This window comes from Paenibacillus silvae (assembly GCF_014639235.1).
Classification (GTDB): Bacteria; Bacillota; Bacilli; order Paenibacillales; family Paenibacillaceae; genus Paenibacillus; species Paenibacillus silvae.
Window position 1 is genome coordinate 37,862 of the sequence record NZ_BMFU01000019.1, and the last position, 21,734, is coordinate 59,595.

Here is a 21,734-nt window from a genome sequence, read left to right on the forward strand (position 1 = left end):
GGCTCTCCAATGGGCGCTTGCTCAGTTGACCTTGGTTTATGGCATAAGGTATAATTACAAGTAGCGCAGCATTGATTTTGGCATTCAAAAAATCGGGTTGTATATTTTTAAGGGAGGATCATTTTATTCTATGGCAATTGAAGTGGGCACCAAGTTAGAGGGCAAGGTGACAGGAATCACGCATTTTGGAGCATTTGTGGATCTGTCAGGAGGTGTCACGGGTCTCGTTCACATCTCGGAAATCGCCGACAATTATGTCAAAGATGTCAACGACCACCTGAAGCTGAATGACCAAGTCACAGTAAAGGTTATCAACGTTGACAAGGACGGCAAGATCGGACTTTCCATCAAACAGGCTGTTGACAAACCGGTTGAGCAACAAACACAATCCAGACCCCCAAGAGCTCCTAGACCGGAACGCAGTGGAGGAGATCGCGAACGATTCGGCGGCGGAGGCCCAAGTGGTGGCCAAGGTCGTGGTGGCGGCGGTGGATTTAACCGTGACCGCGGAGGCCGTTCTTTCAAGCCCGCAGCAGGCAAACCTTCATTTGAGGATAAAATGTCACGCTTCCTGAAAGATAGTGAAGAACGTATTTCTTCGCTTAAGAAGAATACAGAGGGCAAACGCGGCGGCCGTGGCGCGAAGCGTGTGTAATCTGTCCAACCTGATTTGAATATATAAGCAGAACCGTTAGCCAATCGGCTGACGGTTTTTTTGTGCTTCCCCAGGTTATTTTCAGTGAATGTTGAATTGGCGTTGTATTCCGATTCTGATTTCGGCGAAACATCGGAGAGGAATTCGTTTTATGCTGAGCCATGACATCATTCCCGCACTCCACCGTACCGCTAGACGGAATGATAAGAACATTTGTCGTCTACCAGTTTTTACCGACAGGTTTCCGTGGCATTCCCCAGTTATCCTGCTCAGATCGTGGCGACACCTTCCAGCTTCACGTTCAAAATCAGACATGCGGATCGGAGCAGGTCTGCTCTGGAATACGAGAAACCACAATAGGGCCGAGGGTTTAACACCATCGCGCCGCGAATGTTTCTTTTGTCGTAAACTTTTTGCAGCTCGTCCAGCTATTCTGACAAACTACGTCTTGCATTCTATCTATAATCAGAACCATCGAGAATGAAACACGAAATCAAATCAATCGAATGGGGTGCCTTGAGCATGATGGAGAAGTGGAATGTCATTCAAATTCCGGGAATGAAAGCAGGCAAAGGAGGCGCTGCAGCTCGGGAGGAGCTGTCCGTACGCCTGAAGCACTGGCTGGGTTCCCGCAAGGCTGTCCAGGCGGTAGCTTCGCGCAAATGGGTACTGCTGCTTGCCTTTATGGGATTTCTGCTGGGTAAAGCAATGATTCTGAATGAACTATCTCCTTTTGCTATTGCATACTTTGCGGTGATTGCTTTTATGCGCAGGGATTACATCATTCCAGTGGGTGCGGCGCTGCTGGCCGGCAGTCTGTTCGCCCCGTTTCCGGTATCACTCATTGTCGCTTCCGAGATGGCAATCTTCTATCTGCTGTTCCGAGGATTGCAATCTCATGATCGTGCTGAATTATCTTATGCACCAACGATGGTATTTACGACAACTTTTATGGTAAAGCTGTTCGCCGTGGTGATTGGTCCTTCGTTCAGCTGGTATGCGATGCTGATGCTGACGATGGATTCGGTGCTAAGCTTTGTACTCACCCTTGTGTTCATTCAGGCCATTCCGATTTTTACGTATCGCAAAAAGAAATTCATCCTAAAGAACGAGGAGATCCTGTGCCTGATCATTCTGCTGGCCTCGGTCATGACCGGAGCGGTGGGCTGGTCCATTCAGTCGCTTTCGGTGGAGCATATGCTCTCCCGATATCTCATTCTAGTTTTTGCGCTGGTGGGCGGAGCCCCCCTGGGTGCGTCGGTAGGGGTGATAACAGGATTAATTCTCAGTCTGGCCGATATGTCAGCCGTATATCAGATGAGTCTGCTTGCTTTTGCCGGTATGCTGGCAGGCATGCTTAGAGAGGGAAAACGTGCTGCGGTTGCACTAGGCATGCTGCTGGGTTCCTCTATTCTATCCATCTATCTGAGTGGTCCGGGTGATGTGATGAATTCATTATGGGAAACGTGTGCGGCAATTGTGTTGTTTATGCTTACGCCAAAGAGTATGCTTGCTGCCATTTCCAAATATGTACCGGGTACGCAGGATCACACCAAGTCCCAGCATGAATATGCGAAACGCATTCGGGATATTACAGCGGAGCGAGTGACTCGCTTTTCCCAAGTGTTCCGTCAATTATCCCGCAGCTTCGATCAGATGTCCGGTACAGGGGAACCGGTACACAAAGAAGGCGGCATGGAACATTTCATGAATGCAGTTGCTGAAGGAACATGTGCCAACTGCTTCAAGCGTGCACAATGCTGGGACGCCAAATTTATTCAAACCTACAGCTATATGACAGATGTGATGAGTTCCATTGAAGCGAACCCGGAGATGTCCGGCAAACAAATCCCGGTTGAATGGAACAGGGTATGTGCCAAGCCGGAGGAAGTGCTTGAAGTGATGCGTGCCCAATATGGCCTGCATCAGCACAACATGCAATGGAAACGCCAGATTATTGATAGTCGTCAATTGGTTGCCGAACAATTATCCGGCGTATCCCAGGTGATGGAGGACCTGGCCAAAGAAATTCAACGCGAGAGTGAGGAGATGGTGCAGCAGGAGGAACAGATTCGGGATGCCCTGGAGTCCCTTGGATTATCCATTCATTCTATTGAAATTATTAATCTGGAAGCAGGCAATGTAGAGATCGAGATTGTACACGCATATACAAGGGGGTTTGATGAATGCCGCAAAATGATCGCTCCGCTGATCTCTAACGTGCTGGACGAACATATTGCTGTGCTGCATGAAACGATGACCGACCCACGCCAGGGACTGGCAACCGTGACCTTTGGCTCGGCAAAAACGTTCGAGGTCACAACAGGTGTGGCTGCTGCGGCCAAGGGAGGAGATGTGATGTCAGGGGACAGCTTCAGTACGGTCGAGCTGGGCAATGGCACGTTTGCTGTCGCACTCAGTGACGGAATGGGGAACGGAGAGCGGGCTCGCATGGAGAGCAGTGCTGCACTGAACATTCTGGAGCAGCTGCTTCAATCAGGTATGGATGAGAAGCTGGCGATCAAATCCGTCAATTCGGTGCTGATGCTGCGTTCTCCGGAAGAGATGTATGCCACAGTCGATATGGCACTCATCGATGAGTACACAGCAGAGACAACGTTTATGAAAATTGGCTCTACACCGAGCTTTATCAAACGTGGACAGGAGGTTATACAGGTTTCGGCCAGCAATCTGCCGATCGGCATTATTAAAGATATAGAGGTGGATCTCGTTACGCTGCAGCTGCAGCCAGGTGATATTTTGATCATGATGACAGATGGAATCTATGATGCGCCAGGATATGCAGTGAACAAAGAGCTGTGGATGAAACGTCTCATTCAGGAGATTGATACCGATGAGCCACAAGAACTTGCAGATTGTCTGCTCGAAAGTGTGATTCGGTATCAGAAGCAGGAAATTTTAGATGATATGACCGTTGTAGTTGGAAAAGTTGAGCATTTCCGCCCGGAATGGGCAACCCTGCGGGTGCCTGGCATCAGCCGTATGGAGCGTCCACGCACTGTGAGTTAATTAACCTGACATATAGACATGTCCTTAGTAGCTATCTCAATCCAGATCCATCCGTTTGAACTCTCTTCAATCTGGCAATGCTAGTCATAGAATTGAAGAGTAAGAATGACGGAGGGATATCGGATGAAACAAATTTTGTTGATTACAGACGGTTGTTCCAATGTGGGTGTAAGTCCGGTACTTGCAGCAGCTGAGGCGCGGGAGGAGGGCATTACCGTTAATGTTGTAGGTGTCATTGACTACGGCACCATTGGAGAGCTGGGAAGTCGGGAGATTGAGGACATTGCCAGAGCAGGAGGGGGAATCAGTCAGATTGTAGGCACAAGACAATTAGCGCATACGATGCAGATGATGACAAGAAAAACGGTGGTTCAAACAATTCAGCAAGCGGTTAATAGAGAGTTAACTCAAATTTTGGGGGAAGGTTCCAAAACGGTCACTGATCTGGAGCCTGCACAGCGTTCACAGGTTGTAGAAGTGATGGACAATATGACAGAGACTACGGCCCTGCAGGTTTCCCTGCTCATTGATGTCAGCGCAAGCATGAAGCCAAAGCTGGCAGCGGTAGAGGAAGGCATACGGGATTTGATGTTAAGCTTGCAGGCACGGGTAGGCAAAAGCCGGCTTTCTGTTTTTCATTTTCCAGGCCGCCACAGCGGAGAGCATGCGGTTATGGACATCGACTGGACCGATGATCCGGGGCGGGTTCGTTCCTTGTTTGGACGGCTGCAGACCAAGGGAGCGACACCGACAGGCCCTGCAATTCAGAAGGTGATTGATTTTTACCGATATGGTACACTGGAGGAACAGCAGGAAATAGAAGGGAACTATCGCATTGAAAGAGAAGGGATGCTCGGTGACAACGTTGTCTGATGCCTCTTTCCCGCCGGGAACCGTTATTACGGGAAAATGGAATCGAAGCCGATATACAATTCGGAAGCTGCTGGGCAGAGGTGCTAACGGGGTTGTGTTTCTTGTCCAGCGGGGAGAGAACGGCAAGCACTATGCACTCAAAATGGGATTTGATCCGGTCGATTTGCAGTCTGAGATCAATGTGCTCAAATCATTTCAGTTGCAGCGTAATCATGAAGCCCTTCGGCAGAGCGGCATACCATCCTATCTTAAAGATGTGGACGATTATGCCGTTCGAGGCCGGGATATTCCCTTTTATGTAATGCGTTACGTTCAGGGAGAGGCGCTGCATCATTTTATTCGGCGTCAGGGAACAGACTGGACACTCCTGGTTGGGTTAAGGCTGTTACAGAAGCTTGGTCAGTTGCATCAAGCCGGCTGGGTGTTTGGCGATCTCAAACCTCAGAATGTACTCGTCTCTGATTATGGACATGTTGAGCTGATTGATTATGGCGGCGTTACTTCGATTGGTCGAAGTGTCAAACAGTTCACGGAATGGTACGATCGAGGGTACTGGAATGCAGGCAGCCGAACCGCGGATGCTTCATATGATGTGTTTGCTTTTGCACTTCTACTGATTCATATTATGGAAGCAGACGCGTTGAAAGCTTTGGCTGCAGATGGACTGCCGCAATTGCGAAATGTTAATCAACTCGTGCGGCTGGTTGAACGAAGCGAGCGTTTAGGCCCTTTCCGGCACTGGATTATTCGAGCGCTCCGGGGTCAATTTCAGGATGCAGGTGTTGCTGCAAAGGCGTGGAAGGAATTGATGGAACGCCCTGCGCCTATGCGCAGACGCTCAAGAAATGGCACACCGCGTTGGCTGAAAAATGCCTTTGCTTTATCAGTCATTTTACTTATCGGGGTACTCATCTATGCACTGCGCTTCTAGACGGTAAGGGTGCATATACATAACGCAAGGAATGAGGAAAAGGTATGGAGGCTTTACGCTGGGACACACTGGTGAATAACGTACTGGATGCAGCGGAAGAGCATCAGTTATGGGTACCCGGGGATCGGATTGTCGTCGCTGTATCGGGCGGTCCGGACTCGGTGGCTTTTTTGCATATCTTGCACGAGATCAGCAAGCAGCATGTACCGCTTGAACTGATCTGTGCCCATGTACATCATGGCTTTCGCAAAGAATCAGATGAAGAAGCACATCAGATGATGGAGCTGGCGAGTCAGCTTGGCATTGCATTTGAATGGATCAAAGCAGACATACCTTCCTATATGAAGCAGACAGGGCAAGGACCACAGGAGGCAGCCCGTAATCGGCGTTATGCTTTTTTACATGAGGTAGCTGATAAATACGGTGCTGCAAGCATTGCTTTGGCACATCATGCCGATGATCAGGCCGAGACGGTTATGCTTCATTTGTTGCGGGGGAGCGGCCTGTCAGGGCTGGCAGGTATGAAATTCAAACGGCGTGAAAAAAATGTGGAACTTATTCGCCCATGCCTTCGTATAAACAAGACGGACCTTGTAGAAGCTTGTAATACACAGGGTTTTACTTACTTTCATGATGAGAGCAATGATCAACGCAAATATCGGCGTAATGCGATTCGTTTGGATGTGCTGCCTTTTTTGGGGCAATATAATGGACAACTCACGCCGTCACTGAATCGACTTGCCGAAATTGTGGGTGAAGAAGACGATTTCATGGAGCAGAGTGCTCTTGACACATACAGGTGTCTAGTGCAGGTGAACGGTGGAAGGCAGACCTTTGAGGCGCCTTCCTTCTTGAAGTTACATGTCGCTTTACAACGAAGGTTGATTAAACTAATATTGAATTATCTGCCTTTGGACAGTGATTTTGTCGACTTTACCCGTATTGAAACTATTCGGCGCAAGGTTATGGATACCGATGTGACGACCTGGAGCCTGGATATAGGACAGACACTCGTTTGTACGCGGGAGTATGATCTCATTTCTTTTGGCATACGGACAGACGTACAGGATCGATCTTACGAGTATCGTCTTGCACAATGGAGCGGAACTTATGAGCTTTCACTCACCGAGATTAACCGATACATTCGGTTTATGACGATGAGTCCCGAGAACTATCATGTACCGGAATCAGCGGATCAAGCCGCTTTTGATGCGGACAGGCTGATGATGCCGCTGGTTGTACGTTCACGGTTACCTGGAGATGCCATGAAAGTGCTGGGATTAAACGGAAGCAAGAAGGTGAAAAATATTTTCATCGATGAGAAAATTCCCCCATCTGTCAGACCATGTATTCCTGTGGTATGTGATGGAGCAGGCAACATCATCTGGTTACCGGGAGTTCGCCGGTCCGATGTAGCCCCTGTCAGGGAGAGCACTTCTGCAATCCTGTACATGACTGTAGGCGATTCAGCGATTCAGGGGTAGTGGTTATGGTTCAGGTAAGGCTTTCATAGTATAACTTAGGAGGTTCGCACAGTTGCAGAACGACATTCAGGAAGTATTGATCAGTGAAGAAGAAATTCAGAGTAAGGTGAAAGAGTTAGGTGCAACACTAAGTGCCGATTATGCTAACCGGAACCCTTTGGTCATTTGCGTGCTCAAAGGTGCGTTTATATTTATGGCTGATTTGGTTAAGAACATAACGGTACCGGTTGAGATGGATTTTATGGCTGTGTCCAGCTATGGTGCATCTACCAAGTCATCCGGTGTTGTCAAAATTATCAAGGATCTGGATGTATCTGTTGAAGGACGTGAAGTTCTGATTGTCGAAGATATTATCGACAGTGGACTCACACTTAGCTATTTGATTGAACTGCTGGAGAACCGCGGTGCCGAGACGGTGCGTGTGGTTACGCTGTTTGATAAACCATCGGGTCGCAAAGTGGAATTGGAAGCCCATTACACAGGGTTTGACATTCCAGATGCGTTCATCGTTGGGTATGGTCTAGATTATGCCGAGCAGTATCGGAACCTGCCTTATATCGGGATTCTGAAACCAGAAATTTATACTAGCTAATATCGTGCTAGGGCCCAAGCCCGAAGCTGTATATGGCTTCTATTGAGAAGCCGTGTCGGGCTATGTTAAAATAATTAAAGTGTCTCGAGAGGAGGTAGGGGATGAATCGGTTCATCCGGAATTCTGCTTTTTATTTGATTCTTTTTTTGGTTGTGGTGGGGATCGTTCAGTTCGTCAGCAATGGCGGCGAAGCCACCGATAATCCTAGATATGATCAGCTGCGTGCAGCGATCAAAGCCAACAATGTCTCCGAAGTGACGGTTCAGTTTAACGGTCAGACGTATCTCGTAACTGGTCGATACAAACAAACACCTGACGGAGCCAAATCAGAAAATTTCTCAACGTATATTCCTCCTACGGATGAGGCAATCAACGAGCTTGTAGCTGCAAGTGAAACAAACAAATTCGAATATCACCAGGAACCAATGAAAGGTGACAGCATCTGGCTAACACTGCTGACCTCCTTTATTCCTTTGATCATTATGTTCCTGCTGTTCTTCTTCCTGTTTAATCAGGCACAAGGCGGCGGCGGTAAAGTAATGAACTTTGGCAAAAGCCGTGCTCGACTCTATAACGAAGAGAAAAAGCGGGTTACATTTGAAGATGTGGCAGGTGCTGATGAAGAGAAACAGGAGCTTGTCGAAGTCGTAGACTTCCTCAAGGACCCTCGTAAATTCGCAGCAGTTGGTGCACGGATTCCAAAGGGCGTATTGCTCGTAGGTCCTCCGGGTACAGGTAAAACATTGCTCGCACGTGCCGTAGCCGGTGAAGCGGGTGTACCATTCTTCAGTATTTCCGGTTCCGACTTCGTTGAAATGTTTGTCGGTGTCGGTGCATCACGTGTACGTGACTTGTTCGAAAATGCAAAGAAAAACGCCCCATGTATTATCTTCATTGACGAGATTGATGCGGTAGGACGTCAACGTGGTGCTGGTCTTGGCGGCGGTCACGATGAACGTGAACAAACCCTCAACCAGTTGCTCGTTGAGATGGACGGATTTGGAGCAAACGAAGGTATTATCATCGTTGCTGCTACGAACCGTGCAGATATTCTGGACCCTGCGTTATTGCGTCCAGGTCGTTTTGACCGTCAGATTACAGTGGATCGTCCTGATGTTAAAGGCCGTGAAGCTGTTCTGAAAGTGCATTCCCGCAACAAACCACTCACGAAAGATGTGAGACTGGATATTATTGCGAAGCGTACAACAGGTTTCTCCGGTGCAGACCTGGAGAACTTGCTGAATGAAGCGGCACTGCTTGCAGCCCGTCGTAACAGAAGAGATATTTCGATGCGTGAAGTGGATGAAGCGATTGACCGCGTCATTGTAGGTACGGAGAAGAAAAGCCGTGTTATCAGTGACCGTGAGAAACGCATTGTCGCTTATCACGAAGCAGGCCATACCATTGTAGGATACTTCCTGGAACATGCTGATATGGTACATAAAGTGACCATCATTCCGCGCGGACGTGCGGGTGGATATGTAATCATGTTGCCAAAAGAAGATCGTATGCTCGTTACCAAACAAGAGCTGCTGGATAAAGTAACCGGACTCCTTGGGGGCCGCGTTGCGGAGGAATTGTTTATCGGAGAGATCGGTACCGGTGCATACAGTGACTTCCAGCAAGCGACAGGTATCGTGCGCAGCATGGTTATGGAATACGGTATGAGTGAGAAACTGGGTCCAATGCAATTCGGAAGTTCACAAGGGCAGGTATTCCTTGGACGGGATATCGGTCACGAACAGAATTACTCGGATTCTATCGCATATGAGATCGACCAAGAGATGCAGCGCTTTATTAATGAATGTTATGAGAAGTGTAAAGCTTTGCTGATCAAACATACCAAAGAGATGCATCTGATTGCTGAAACATTGCTTGAGGTGGAAACACTGGAAATGGATCAGATCAAACAATTGATCGAAACAGGTTCCCTTACACCAAAAGCAGAAGGCGACAACACTGGAGAAGGCACGCCAAGTGAAGGTGGCGAACCAATCATTGATAACATCGGTGATGTTCGTGTCCGTATTCAAGGCAAAGATGAAACATCTGAGCCGCTGGCTGGAGATATTCCTAACGAAGCTCCAGACGTAGATAAGGGCAGCAATGATCCGAATGATGGCGGCACCAAGCCAACATCATAACATGTCATATAACCGGCAATTAGCCGGAATAAGAAAGAGAGCCCTCGCGGCTCTCTTTTTTTTTGTAACAATTATTCCTTTGAAGGAGAAACGGATAATCGAGAGCTAGATGGCGAACCGGATAGAATGAGTGGGATATGAGGGGATATCCTGCCTTTTTTCATTTATTGACAGAGTCGTGAACGTTGTGTACATTAGTTGTTAAACCGCTTGTGATTCGTTTCTCAAGCGAACATAACGACTTAGGTTAGCCCTATGAAACAGCGCTTGGCGCTGTCCCGATAAGGAGAGGATCACAGGTGGAAGCTCTGGCTTTAGAGCGCAAGGCTGAGATGAATCGTGAGCTGCGTGAGCGGCTGATGGAACTCAAAAAGGAACGTAATGCCATTATTCTGGCTCACTACTATCAACGTGACGAAGTACAGGAAGTCGCGGATTTCCGTGGAGACTCATTCCTTCTGGCACAGAAGGCTGCACAGACGGATGCAGATGTGATTGTGTTCTGTGGTGTTCATTTTATGGGTGAAAGCGCTAAAATTCTGGCTCCAAACAAAACGGTTCTGATTCCAGATGAACGTGCCGGTTGTCCGATGGCTGATATGGTGAACGTAGACGGATTGCGTAAGCTGAAGGCACAGCATCCGAATGCGAAAGTAGTCACATACATTAACTCCTCGGCTGAGATCAAGGCAGAAACGGATATTTGCTGTACATCAGCGAATGCAGTTCGGGTTATCCAGTCCGTAGATTCTGATGAAATTATTTGGGTACCTGATAAAAATCTTGGACATTATGTGCAGCAGCACACAGACAAAAAGATGATCATCTGGGAAGGCTACTGCAATACACATGATATGTTGACGGTCAAAGACGTGGTGGAGATGAAAGCCAAATACCCTGATGCCGAATTCGTGGTGCACCCGGAATGTCGTCCTGAAGTTGTGGCGATGGGAGATTTTGTAGGCAGCACAACAGCTATTCTTGAATATTGCAAAAAGTCATCAACAAAGGAATTTATCGTAGGTACTGAAGATGGAACGGGGTATCAGCTTCGTCTCGACAGTCCGGATAAACAGTTCCACTTCGCGACGAAGTTCCTTGTATGTCCGAATATGAAGGTCAACAATCTGAAGAAGCTGGTTAAATGTCTGGAAACGATGAAACCACAGATCTATGTTCCACCGGCTGTTGCTGATAAAGCCAGAGAATCACTAGAGCGTATGTTACTGGTGAAGTAACATGCGTTACTCTTGCTCCGAGACAGGTGAATGAGATGAAACCGCAGATACCGCAATATATACATGATTTTGATCTCTCTGCGCTGCCCATGGTGGAGACCGATGTGCTCGTGATCGGTTCAGGCATTGCCGGACTGTTCACGGCGATTAAGGCCAGTGAACAGCATCGCGTGCTGATGATTACGAAGAAGTCTTTACTTGAGAGTAACACCCGATATGCGCAGGGAGGCATTGCGGCTGTTATTGCTGAAGATGATTCGCCTGCATACCACCTGCAGGATACTCTTGTTGCCGGAGCGGGTTTATGCCGCTCCGAAGCAGTAGAAGTATTGGTGAATGAAGGGCCAGAAGGTGTCAGGGAACTGATCCGTCTGGGGACATTGTTTGACCTGGAGAACGGCGAGCTGGCGTTGACGCAGGAAGGTGCGCATAGCCACCGCCGTATTTTGCATGCCAATGGAGACGCGACAGGATATGAGATTGTTCGTGCACTTGCCGTTGAGGTACACGAACATCCGGTAATTGATGTATGGGATGAGCATTTTGTCATCGACTTGATTACGGATCAGGGCGAATGTATCGGTGCTTTGGTCTTGAAGGAAGACGGCTCAAAAGTATTTGTCAGAGCCAAGGCCACGGTGCTGTGCTCTGGCGGGGCTGGACAGCTCTACCGTTATACAACCAATCCTGATGTTGCAACCGCTGATGGAGTCGCTATGGCATATCGTGCAGGTGCCGTTGTGCGTGACATGGAATTTATTCAGTTTCACCCTACCTCTTTGTGTTATCCTGGTGCTCCGCGCTTTCTTATATCCGAGGCAGTACGGGGGGAAGGCGCATATCTGCGCAACGTAAAAGGGGAGCGTTTTATGGAAAAATATCATCCCCTGCTGGAGCTTGCGCCGCGCGATATCGTAGCCAGAGCAATTGTCAGCGAGATAGAATTAACGAACAGCACATTTGTTTACCTTGATATTACACATGAGTCGCCGGAGATGGTAAAGCATCGTTTTCCTACGATCTATGAAACCTGTATGAGATATGGTCTTGATATGACAACAGACTGGATACCGGTTGCACCTGCAGCACATTACATGATGGGCGGGGTCAAAACCGATCTGAGCGGCGAAAGCAGCATTCCACGATTATTTGCCTGCGGCGAAGTGTCATCTACAGGTGTACATGGAGCGAATCGCCTGGCAAGCAACTCCTTGTCTGAAGCGATTGTATTTGGCCGCAGAATTGTGGAGCGTATCGAATCGCTGCCGTCCCTTGCTCCGTCGCTTGGCAGAGATGTGAAATCTCGGAACATGGACAATAGAAGTGCTGAACAGCAGCAATCCAAACCGATATCAGAAAAACGGCTGAGCTTGCAGAAGATGATGGTTCGTAAAGTCGGTCTGAGAAGAAATGGTAAAAATTTGCAGCAGGCCCTGGATGCTTTGCAGCAGGAGCTTCCGTTTTTGGATCAAAGCCTCAATTACAGAGAAGAGTTGGAATATGCAAACCTTCTTACCTGTGCATGGCTGGTGACTAGCGGAGCGCTCCATCGTGAGGAAAGTCGCGGGGCGCATTATCGTGAGGATTACCCGGCCAGAGACGATGCGATGTGGCAGAAGCATAGTCTGCAGCAGCGAGAACAAGCGATTGTGGAGGAATGGATGTCATGATATTGAATGGATACAATCAACAATTAATCGAGACGATTAAAGGCTGGCTGCACGAGGATGTAGGTGCGGGAGATGTCACCACCAGTGTGACCATCCCCACAGGCAGTGAATCCAAAGCTGTCATCCATGCCAAGGATCAAGGAATCATTGCAGGCATGCCCATTGCTGAGCTTGTATTTCAAGTCGTTGATCCGGCACTTCGTTTTACCGCAAAAGTGAGTGACGGTGATGCTGTCCATCCAGGTACGATATTGGCTGAGGTTGAGGGCAGCACACACTCCCTCCTGACCGGGGAACGGCTCGCGCTAAACCTGCTGCAGCGAATGTCGGGTATTGCTACGCGTACACGTTCTTACGTGGATGCACTCGAGGGCCTGAAGACGAGACTGGTCGATACACGCAAAACAACACCAGGTCATCGCCTGCTGGAAAAGTATGCTGTACGTGTTGGCGGCGGCGCTAATCATCGATTCGGGTTATATGATGCCGTTATGATCAAGGATAATCATATCAAAGGTGCAGGCGGAATTACCGAAGCGGTGCAGCGTGCGCGTGCTGTCATTCCGCATACGATGACGATTGAAGTAGAGACGGAAAATCTGGCTCAGGTACAGGAGGCCTTGCATGCCGGGGCAGATATCATTATGCTGGATAACATGCAGCCTGATCGGATGCGGGAGGCAGTTGCAATGATTCGTGAACAGGCTCCGCATGTGAAAGTGGAGGCTTCTGGTAACGTTTCTCTTCAAACTATTCGAGGAATTGCGGAAACGGGTGTGGATGTAATTTCAGTTGGCAGGTTAACCTATTCTTTTGAGAGCCTGGACATCAGCCTGGATTTAAACGAAAAGAAAGAGGGGTGAACCTCTTTGATTCTAGTTGTCGATGTGGGCAACAGTAACATTGTGCTCGGGGTATATCAGGGCCGTGAACTGCTGCACCATTTTCGTCTGAGCACATCCCGTCAGTCCACAGTGGATGAATACGGCGTATTGATTTATAATTTATTTCATATGTCCCGTATCTCGGCCCATGACATCGAGGGTGTTATTATTTCATCGGTTGTCCCACCGCTGGTGAATGTTATTGAGGCGATGTGTGAGAAATATGTGGGCAGAAAACCACTGCTTGTGGGGCCGGGCATCAAAACCGGCCTGAACCTGCGATACGAGAACCCGCGTGAGGTTGGAGCGGATCGGATCGTAAACGCTGTGGCGGCCGTAGAGAAATATGGCGGCCCGCTTGTGGTCGTTGATTTTGGAACAGCCACAACGTTTGACTGTATTGATGAAAAGGGTCATTATTTAGGAGGAGCCATCGTGCCCGGCATTCACATTGCTACCGAGGCGCTTTATGAGCGGGCAGCCAAACTGCCGCGAATAGAGCTGGAGAAGCCCAAGAAAGTGATTGGACGTAATACGGTGCATGCGATGCAGGCAGGCATTATCTATGGATATGCCGGACAAGTGGACGGCATTGTGGAGCGGATTCGTCAAGAGATGAATGCTGATCCCATGGTTGTTGCAACAGGTGGCCTTGCTTCATTGATTGCTGAAGAGACCCGAAGTATCGAGAAGGTGGACCCGCTGCTTACGCTTGAAGGGCTGCGAGTCATCTATGAGCGGAACAGGGAGAGGTAGACATACAAAGGGCGGCATACAGCAGGCTGGAGTATCAGCTTTAATGTTGAGCCGTTTTTTTCTGTTAAAGGAATGGAACCAAAATTACACGCCAAAGGAGGCTGAATGACTTGGAAAACAACAACAAGCTTGACCGGTTGATCCGTGGTACAGCGATGAACGGAAAGGTAAGAGCCTTTGCCGTTCAGACAACGGAACTGGTGGAAGAACTGCGAAGAAGACATGATACGTTTCCCACGGCTACAGCAGCCATGGGGCGTACAGTCACAACAGCGGCTATTATGGGAGCGATGCTGAAAGGTGAAGAGAAGCTGACCATCCAGGTTAAGGGCGACGGTCCAATTGGTCAGATCGTAGCTGATGCCAATGCCAAGGGTGAGGTACGGGGTTACGTTACTCATCCGCATGTACATCTGCCAAGTAACCGTTTTGGCAAGCTGGACGTTGCCGGAGCCGTAGGTACAGAAGGTTTCATCAACATCACGAAGGATCTGGGTTTGAAGGAGCCGTATCGCGGCAGCATCCCTATTATTTCGGGTGAACTGGGCGAAGACTTTACGTATTATTTTGCACAATCAGAACAGACGCCTTCCGCAGTTGGTGTAGGGGTCCTGGTAGATACGGATAACTCCGTTATTGTCGCGGGAGGTTTTATTATTCAGCTGCTGCCAGGATTAACGGACCCGGAGATTACGGAGATTGAGAATGCGATCGGTGCTCTGCCACCCGTAACAACCTTGCTGAATGAGGGACTTGAGCTGGAGGAGCTGCTGCGCCGTCTTCTGCCAGATGTGCAGGTTATGGGCGAACTGGATATTCGTTTTAATTGCAGCTGTTCACGTGAGCGGTTGGAGAAAACGTTAATCAGTCTGGGTCAGGTTGAGCTGGAGCAGTTAATTGAGGAAGAAGGACAGGCCGAAGTGGTTTGCCAATTTTGTAACGAAACATATGATTTTAACAAAGAGCAGCTGGAAACCATCCTAGAACAAGCCAAGAGCTGATCGATGCAGGGACGGGATGAGGTATGAACAGACAGGAAAAGGGACTTTGGACGGCAGTTGTTATTTTGACATTGGGCGTAATGGTTATGGGTACAGTGATGGCTATGCAGGTGCTTAACCAAGGTAAAGACGAAGCAGAGAAACCTCAGGATACAAATCAGGAAGAGGGCAGCACGGTTGCAACCATTAATGGGGAAGTCATTACAGACCAAGCCTGGATTGAGGAATTAAAACGACGTTACGGCAGCGAAATTCTGCTTCAGATGCTGAATCGGAAAGCGGTATATGCCGAGGCTTTACAGCGAAATCTGGTCGTGACTCCGAAAGAGATTGCCCGAGAAATGGCTGAGGCCATGGATGGGTATGACTCCGAGAAGTCTTATTATGATGCGATGAAATCGCAGCTTGGCCTGTCAAAACAGGATCTGGAGCTGGAGGCGGGTTATCGTTTGCTGCTGGAGAAGATTGCTACCGCTGGCATACAGATCAAAGATGATGATATTAAGCAGTATTGGGCAGAGCACCGTGAAGATTACATCACACCTGAGAAGTATGACCTGTCCATGATTGTTGTCAAAGAGAAATCGGAAGCAGAGGCTTTGCTGACTGCTCTGAGGAACGGGCAGGACTTTGAAGAGGCAGCCCGCACGCAATCCGTGGATAGCTATTCTCGCGACTCCGGCGGCAAGCTGGGCTGGATTGAACAGAATGATCCGTTTCAACCTAAGGCGATGCTGAAGCTTGCGGCCCAACTGCAAGTTGGTGAACTTGGTGGTCCTGTAGAGGTGGAAGAAGGCTATGCGGTCATCAAGCTGAATGATAAAGCCGAGCGCCAGGAACAATCTCCTGAGGAAGTGCATGAAGAGATTCGGTTGCAGCTGGCGCTAAGTCAGGCTGATCCGTTGTCACAAGTGGAAGAGATGCTGCGAGATAAATACAAAGCCGTCATTATCTCTGATATTCCAGCATCGTGAGATCATGATTATAAATGACTATTGTCCCGTCTTATAGATATTGCATCTGGATAAAAATACTTTGTCTACAGCCCTTGGGCCTAAGGCAAAGTATTTTTTTGAGTACTCATATTGACAATGTCCTGTAACGTTGATAAGATGAAAATAATCAAATACCTACTCGTTTACTCGGATATAAAAACACATCGAGATCTGACATACATGAATTTATAATATATTCATCCCACTAAGGAGGGCATTCATATGGCTAAAGTAGTTAATAACGTAACTGAACTCATCGGAGGTACACCGCTTGTCCGTCTGAACCGTATCGTACCTGAAGGCAGCGCTGAAGTATTGGTGAAACTGGAGTATCAGAACCCGGGCTCAAGTGTTAAAGATCGTATCGCAGTAAGCATTGTTGAAGAAGCGGAAAAAGAAGGTAAGCTGAAACCAGGCGGCACCATCATTGAAGCAACAAGCGGTAACACAGGAATCGGCCTCGCGATGGTCGCTGCGGCTAAAGGCTACAAGGCTGTTATCGTTATGCCTGAAACGATGAGCTTGGAGCGTCGTAACCTGCTTCGTGCTTATGGTGCTGAACTGGTGCTTACTCCTGGGGCAGAAGGAATGAACGGTGCAGTTAAGAAAGCCGAAGAGCTGCTCAAAGAGAATCCAACGTATTTCATGGCAGAGCAGTTCAAGAACAAAGCAAATGTGAAAATTCACCGCGAAACGACAGGTCCTGAAATTGTTGAGGCAATCCAGTCCGTAGGTGGAACAGTGGATGCGTTCGTTGCGGGTATTGGTACTGGCGGAACGATTACAGGTGCGGGTGAAGTGCTTAAAGAAGCATTCCCTGGCATTAAAATTGTAGCAGTAGAGCCAGCAGCATCGCCAATCCTTGCCGGAGGCAAACCTGGCCCTCACAAAATTCAGGGGATCGGAGCCAACTTTATTCCCGAGATTCTGGATCAGGAAATTTACGACGAAATTATTCACATCGAGAATGAGGATGCGTTCGAAACAGCTCGCACAGTTGCCAAAGAAGAGGGCATCCTGTCCGGTATTTCTTCCGGTGCAGCGATTCGTGCAGGTCTCCAGGTAGCGAAGCAGCTTGGAGCAGGTAAACGTGTAGTTGTGATCGTGCCAAGTAACGGTGAACGTTACCTGAGCACACCGCTGTATAACTTTGAAGCGTAAGCATAATATAACGATTTGGCATGCATCATATATTCTGACGAGATGATTCTGTTGTATGCTTTGTAAAAATGAATCCTTCCTGCCCTGACGGGTGGGGAGGATTTTTTGCGTAATACTTTTAAAAGCAACGACGCTTTAGTATACTATCAAACAATAAGAACTATATAAGTTGAGCATGTAATACACAACATATATAGCGACAGAGGAAAGGGCGGCTGGCAGCAATGACACACCAGATGACTACATACGCCGACTGGAAAGCGTGGGCTGCTCAAGGCTGGACGATGCTGCCTTTTATTACGAGGTCGGATGATGGGCTGTATCATGGCGGTTTACCGCTGACGTGGGAAGCGGCATGGCAGTATGCCTCCCCTAATGCGATTGTGCTGGAAAATGGCAAGGGAGGAAGATACACATTCCTTGGCTTGAATCCCGTTTCTATCGTTTCTGGCAAAGGGCTGGAGGCCACAATTGTTGACGTATCTCAAGGAATTACTCGGACAGATCTTGGCAAGCCGCTGGACGTATTAAAAAGATGGATGGCTCCTTACCGCGCACCGAGGGTGAGTGGAGCACCGGACTTTGCAGGTGGTTGTGCCGGTTATCTCAGCTACGACGTGGCGAGGTCGCTGGAGAAGCTGCCAACACTGGCTGAAGATCATCCTACGCTGCCGGATTACTGGTGGATGCGTTTTGAAGAGATATGGGCTTACGACCATGAACAGCAGGCGCTCTTCTGTATGGTGCATCTGGAATTGAATCCAGAGCAGCAGGAGCATACGGATCTTCGCAGCCTCTATGCGGCAGCAGAGCGGCGCGCAGCAGCCATGCAGCAGCGATGGCTTCACATTTTGGGCTTTGCCCAGGCAGAAGAGCAGCAGCAGGCTCTGGAGCTGCGTCATAGACAGGTACATCTTGCATTGCGGCCGGAAGAATCGGAGCAGGAGACGGAAGGATGGCATACCACCTTCCCGCAGAAGGACTTTGAACAGGCGGTGCACAAGGTACAGGAGTATATTCGTCAAGGTGATGTGTTTCAGGTGAATTTGTCGCTCAGACATGAGAAGAAGCTGCAGTCGAGTGGTGAGCACATCTATGAATGGCTGCGGATTGTGAATCCTTCACCGTATATGGGGATGCTTCGCAGTCCAGACTTCCAGCTGGTCAGCGGTTCGCCGGAATTACTGGTCAAAGTGGAGAATGGCAAAGTAAGCGCACGCCCGATTGCCGGAACGAGAAGAAGAGGTCGTGATGCGGCAGAAGATCAGACGATGGCGGATGAGCTGCTTGGCAGTGAGAAGGAGCGGGCCGAGCATATTATGCTGGTTGACCTGGAGCGTAATGATATTGGACGAATTGCTGCATATGGCACAGTCCATGTGCCTGAGCTAATGACCATCGAGAAATATTCCCATGTGATGCATCTTGTATCACAGGTAGAAGGCAGATTGGCTGAAGGAATGTCGGTATTTGATGTGATTGCCGCAACGTTTCCAGGCGGGACGATAACGGGTGCCCCTAAAGTACGCACCATGGAGATTATTGAAGAGCTTGAGCCGGTACGTAGGGGTCCATATACTGGCTCCATCGGGTGGATAGATTACAGTGGTAATATGGAGCTGAATATCATCATCCGCACCCTTGCAATTAAGGATGGTACAGGGTATGTGCAGGCTGGTGCAGGTATTGTCATTGATTCCGACCCCTATCGTGAATACAGAGAGTGCCGGAACAAGGCCAGGGCGATGATGAGAGCTGTAAATTATAGTGAACGTGCTGAAGTAGAGTCTGAAGTCAAAGCGAAGACCAAGGAGCAGCTTGATCAGGAACAGTTCCAACGAAATTAGGAGCGGCGTAACTAAACTAAAATAAATAAGGTACCTGCCGCTTGCTGCGGCGGAAGATGAGGAGGAGCGGGCATATGATTCTGGTTATCGACAATTATGATTCCTTTACGTACAACCTGGTTCAATATCTGGGTGAATTAGGGGAGACGGTGGAAGTTCGCCGCAACGACGAAATTGATCTGGCAGGCATTGAAGCGCTGGCACCGGATCATATTCTGATCTCTCCAGGGCCGTGCACACCGAATGAGGCGGGGATCAGCCTGGCGGTTATTGATCATTTTAAAGGCAGCATTCCGATCTTTGGCGTATGCCTTGGACATCAGGCTATTGGACAGGCGTTCGGCGGCAATGTTATTCGTGCGGATCGTATGATGCATGGCAAAACGTCCGAGATGCACCATCAGGGTACGTCCGTGTTTACCGGACTGCCTTCTCCGTTTACAGCAACGCGCTACCATTCCCTGATTGTAGAGCGCAGCAGTCTGCCGGATTGCCTGGAGATTACAGCGGAGACAGCAGAAGGTGAAATTATGGGTCTGCGTCACAAAAAGTATGCCATTGAAGGGGTGCAGTTCCACCCGGAATCCATTATTACAGACCATGGTCACCAGATGCTTCGCAACTTCCTGTCACAGCAGAAGGCAACCGTATAACATGCAATATGCCGCGATGAACGGAAAGCTGGTTCAGCTGGCATCAGCCGTGGTTCCTGTAACGGATCACGGCTTTTTGTACGGACTCGGGCTGTTCGAGACATTTCGGACGTACCGGGGCAGGCCCTATCTTCTGGAACGGCATCTGGAGCGAATGGCTTCCGGCTGTGCAGAGCTGGGTATCCCTTTTGAGGTCACGGCGAGTGAGGTAGCCGATTGGATATCTCGTCTGATGCAGGCGAACCAGCTTGAGGATGCTTATGTGCGTTACACCGTATCTGCTGGCGAAGCGCCGCTTGGCTTACCTTCAGGAGACTACACCTCTCCAACCCACATTGTATTGGCAAAAGCACTGCCTGAACCATCTCCCACCCTATATGAGATTGGCAAAATACTTCAACGCCTCTCTACTCCGCGTAATACACCGGAAGGGCAAGTCAGGCTCAAGTCGCTGCATTATATGAACAGCATATTGGCAAAGCGTGAGCTTAACCATCTTGTTCAGGAGAATCGGCGAGTGCAGGGTGCAGAGGGGCTGCAGCTTACCCGGGAAGGGTTTGTTGCGGAGGGGATGGTTAGCAATGTATTCTGGGTACGCGAGCGTGTGCTCTACACGCCTTCGCTCTCCACCGGCATTCTGCCGGGCATCACCAGAGCGGTGGTCATGGAGATTGCCGCCGAGCAAGGCATTGCTTGCAAGGAAACACAGTCGCCGTGGGAGGAGCTGTGGCAGGCGGATGAAATATTTGTGACCGGATCGGTAGCCGAATTGGTTCCGGTGACAACGCTGCGAGATCTGAACGGTCAAGAGACAACGATCAGCAGTGGACAGATTGGCCCGGTTACGGCTGTATTATTGCGTATGTACCGGGAGAAAGCGGGGTATACTTCATGACACTTGCACCAGTCATCTATGAACGAAAATATGAATGGGGCCCAGCTTCACTTACGCTGGGAACCCGGACACAGATTATGGGCATTTTGAACGTCACGCCAGATTCATTCTCGGATGGTGGACGCTACAATAGCGTTGAACGAGCTGTCGCTCACGCGAAGCAGATGATGGCAGACGGAGCCGATCTGATTGATATCGGCGGGGAATCGACTCGTCCTGGCTCGAAGGTTGTCAGCGCAGACGAGGAGCTTGAGCGCATTATTCCCGTGATTGAAGCCCTGCACGCTGAAGCGCCGCACATACCGATCTCGGTGGACACCTACAAGGCAGATGTTGCGCGTCAAGCGATTCAAGCAGGCGCCCATATCATCAACGATGTATGGGGAGCCAAGGCAGATCCGGCAATGGCCCGGACTGCCGCCGAGCTGGGATGTCCTGTTATACTGATGCATAATCGTCAGACACATGATTATACCGACTATCTGCGTGATGTCGTGCGTGATGTGCAGGACAGCATTCAGCTTGCACTTGCAGCGGGTGTGCAGGAGCATCAGATTATACTGGACCCGGGCATCGGATTTGTGAAGGATATCTCCGAGAATTTGCAGCTGATGTCTTCTCTGGGCATGCTGAATGAGCTGGGCTACCCTGTGCTGCTCGCCACTTCCCGCAAACGGTTTATCCAGCATACGCTGGATGTCGGTGCGGATGATGCGCTGGAAGGCACAGCGGCAACGGTGGCATTTGGCATTGCCCAAGGCTGCCAACTGGTGCGTGTCCATGATGTGAAGCCGATCCGGCGGACGGCGGACATGTGTGATGCGATGTTATATCGCTCTCCGGGCTTGCGGAGAAGATCATAATGGAGGACTGATACAGCCCTTCCATGGGAGAGCGAAGCGTTTTTCACATCAATTCATCTTCA

The 21,734-nt window shown here is 49.3% G+C and carries 18 protein-coding genes; all 18 read left to right on the plus strand.

Going from position 1 to position 21,734, the window contains the following annotated elements:
* Positions 1 to 130: 130 nt before the first annotated feature.
* The 18 genes from IEW26_RS28210 to folP all read left to right on the plus strand — a co-directional run bounded on the left by IEW26_RS28210 (position 131) and on the right by folP (position 21,672).
* Entirely contained in the window at positions 131 to 655 is a 525-nt protein-coding gene (locus IEW26_RS28210; RefSeq protein WP_110899216.1) for a S1 domain-containing RNA-binding protein, read from the plus strand.
* Between the two features lie 522 nt (positions 656 to 1,177).
* Positions 1,178 to 3,685, plus strand: a complete 2,508-nt coding sequence (gene spoIIE / locus IEW26_RS28215) for a stage II sporulation protein E (protein ID WP_188594807.1) — start codon at positions 1,178 to 1,180, stop codon at positions 3,683 to 3,685.
* Between the two features lie 123 nt (positions 3,686 to 3,808).
* On the plus strand, positions 3,809 to 4,558 hold the full coding sequence (locus IEW26_RS28220; RefSeq protein ID WP_188594808.1) for a VWA domain-containing protein: 750 nt from the start codon (positions 3,809 to 3,811) through the stop codon (positions 4,556 to 4,558).
* Positions 4,542 to 5,489: a serine/threonine protein kinase gene (locus IEW26_RS28225; RefSeq protein WP_145406570.1), complete on the plus strand. Its 948-nt coding sequence runs from the start codon at positions 4,542 to 4,544 to the stop codon at positions 5,487 to 5,489. Before IEW26_RS28220 ends, IEW26_RS28225 begins: the two co-directional genes overlap by 17 nt.
* Positions 5,490 to 5,533: 44 nt before the next feature.
* Positions 5,534 to 6,973, plus strand: coding sequence for a tRNA lysidine(34) synthetase TilS (tilS, locus tag IEW26_RS28230; protein WP_188594809.1), 1,440 nt, complete (start codon positions 5,534 to 5,536; stop codon positions 6,971 to 6,973).
* 52 nt (positions 6,974 to 7,025) lie between these two features.
* On the plus strand, positions 7,026 to 7,565 hold the full coding sequence (hpt, locus tag IEW26_RS28235) for a hypoxanthine phosphoribosyltransferase (protein ID WP_090924626.1): 540 nt from the start codon (positions 7,026 to 7,028) through the stop codon (positions 7,563 to 7,565).
* A gap of 101 nt (positions 7,566 to 7,666) precedes the next feature.
* Positions 7,667 to 9,709 (plus strand): ATP-dependent zinc metalloprotease FtsH, encoded by a 2,043-nt coding sequence (gene ftsH / locus IEW26_RS28240; RefSeq protein ID WP_188594810.1) that lies wholly within the window; start codon positions 7,667 to 7,669, stop codon positions 9,707 to 9,709.
* 299 nt (positions 9,710 to 10,008) lie between these two features.
* Positions 10,009 to 10,947 (plus strand): quinolinate synthase NadA, encoded by a 939-nt coding sequence (gene nadA / locus IEW26_RS28245; RefSeq protein WP_111273267.1) that lies wholly within the window; start codon positions 10,009 to 10,011, stop codon positions 10,945 to 10,947.
* A 35-nt stretch (positions 10,948 to 10,982) separates the two neighbouring features.
* The gene (nadB, locus tag IEW26_RS28250; protein WP_188594811.1) at positions 10,983 to 12,617 is read left to right on the plus strand and encodes an L-aspartate oxidase; all 1,635 of its coding nucleotides are present in this window, start codon (positions 10,983 to 10,985) and stop codon (positions 12,615 to 12,617) included.
* Positions 12,614 to 13,480 carry a carboxylating nicotinate-nucleotide diphosphorylase gene (gene nadC, locus IEW26_RS28255; protein WP_145406567.1) on the plus strand — a complete coding sequence of 289 codons (867 nt, stop codon included), beginning with the start codon at positions 12,614 to 12,616 and terminating at the stop codon, positions 13,478 to 13,480. Before nadB ends, nadC begins: the two co-directional genes overlap by 4 nt.
* Before the next feature lie 6 nt (positions 13,481 to 13,486).
* Positions 13,487 to 14,257, plus strand: coding sequence for a type III pantothenate kinase (locus tag IEW26_RS28260; protein ID WP_111273270.1), 771 nt, complete (start codon positions 13,487 to 13,489; stop codon positions 14,255 to 14,257).
* A 110-nt stretch (positions 14,258 to 14,367) separates the two neighbouring features.
* Positions 14,368 to 15,258, plus strand: a complete 891-nt coding sequence (gene hslO, locus IEW26_RS28265) for an Hsp33 family molecular chaperone HslO (RefSeq protein WP_184190136.1) — start codon at positions 14,368 to 14,370, stop codon at positions 15,256 to 15,258.
* Between the two features lie 23 nt (positions 15,259 to 15,281).
* Complete coding sequence (locus tag IEW26_RS28270; protein WP_188594812.1) at positions 15,282 to 16,232, plus strand: peptidyl-prolyl cis-trans isomerase; 951 nt, start codon at positions 15,282 to 15,284, stop codon at positions 16,230 to 16,232.
* 243 nt (positions 16,233 to 16,475) lie between these two features.
* On the plus strand, positions 16,476 to 17,414 hold the full coding sequence (gene cysK / locus IEW26_RS28275; protein WP_188594813.1) for a cysteine synthase A: 939 nt from the start codon (positions 16,476 to 16,478) through the stop codon (positions 17,412 to 17,414).
* Positions 17,415 to 17,638: 224 nt separating this feature from the next.
* Entirely contained in the window at positions 17,639 to 19,261 is a 1,623-nt protein-coding gene (locus IEW26_RS28280; RefSeq protein ID WP_188594814.1) for an anthranilate synthase component I family protein, read from the plus strand.
* Between the two features lie 74 nt (positions 19,262 to 19,335).
* A complete protein-coding gene (gene pabA / locus IEW26_RS28285; RefSeq protein WP_188594815.1) occupies positions 19,336 to 19,914 on the plus strand; it encodes an aminodeoxychorismate/anthranilate synthase component II in 579 nt (192 codons plus the stop codon).
* A gap of 1 nt (position 19,915) precedes the next feature.
* Positions 19,916 to 20,809 (plus strand): aminotransferase class IV, encoded by an 894-nt coding sequence (locus IEW26_RS28290; RefSeq protein ID WP_188594816.1) that lies wholly within the window; start codon positions 19,916 to 19,918, stop codon positions 20,807 to 20,809.
* Entirely contained in the window at positions 20,806 to 21,672 is an 867-nt protein-coding gene (gene folP / locus IEW26_RS28295; protein WP_188594817.1) for a dihydropteroate synthase, read from the plus strand. The genes IEW26_RS28290 and folP overlap by 4 nt, the downstream gene beginning before the upstream one ends.
* Positions 21,673 to 21,734 lie beyond the last annotated feature (62 nt).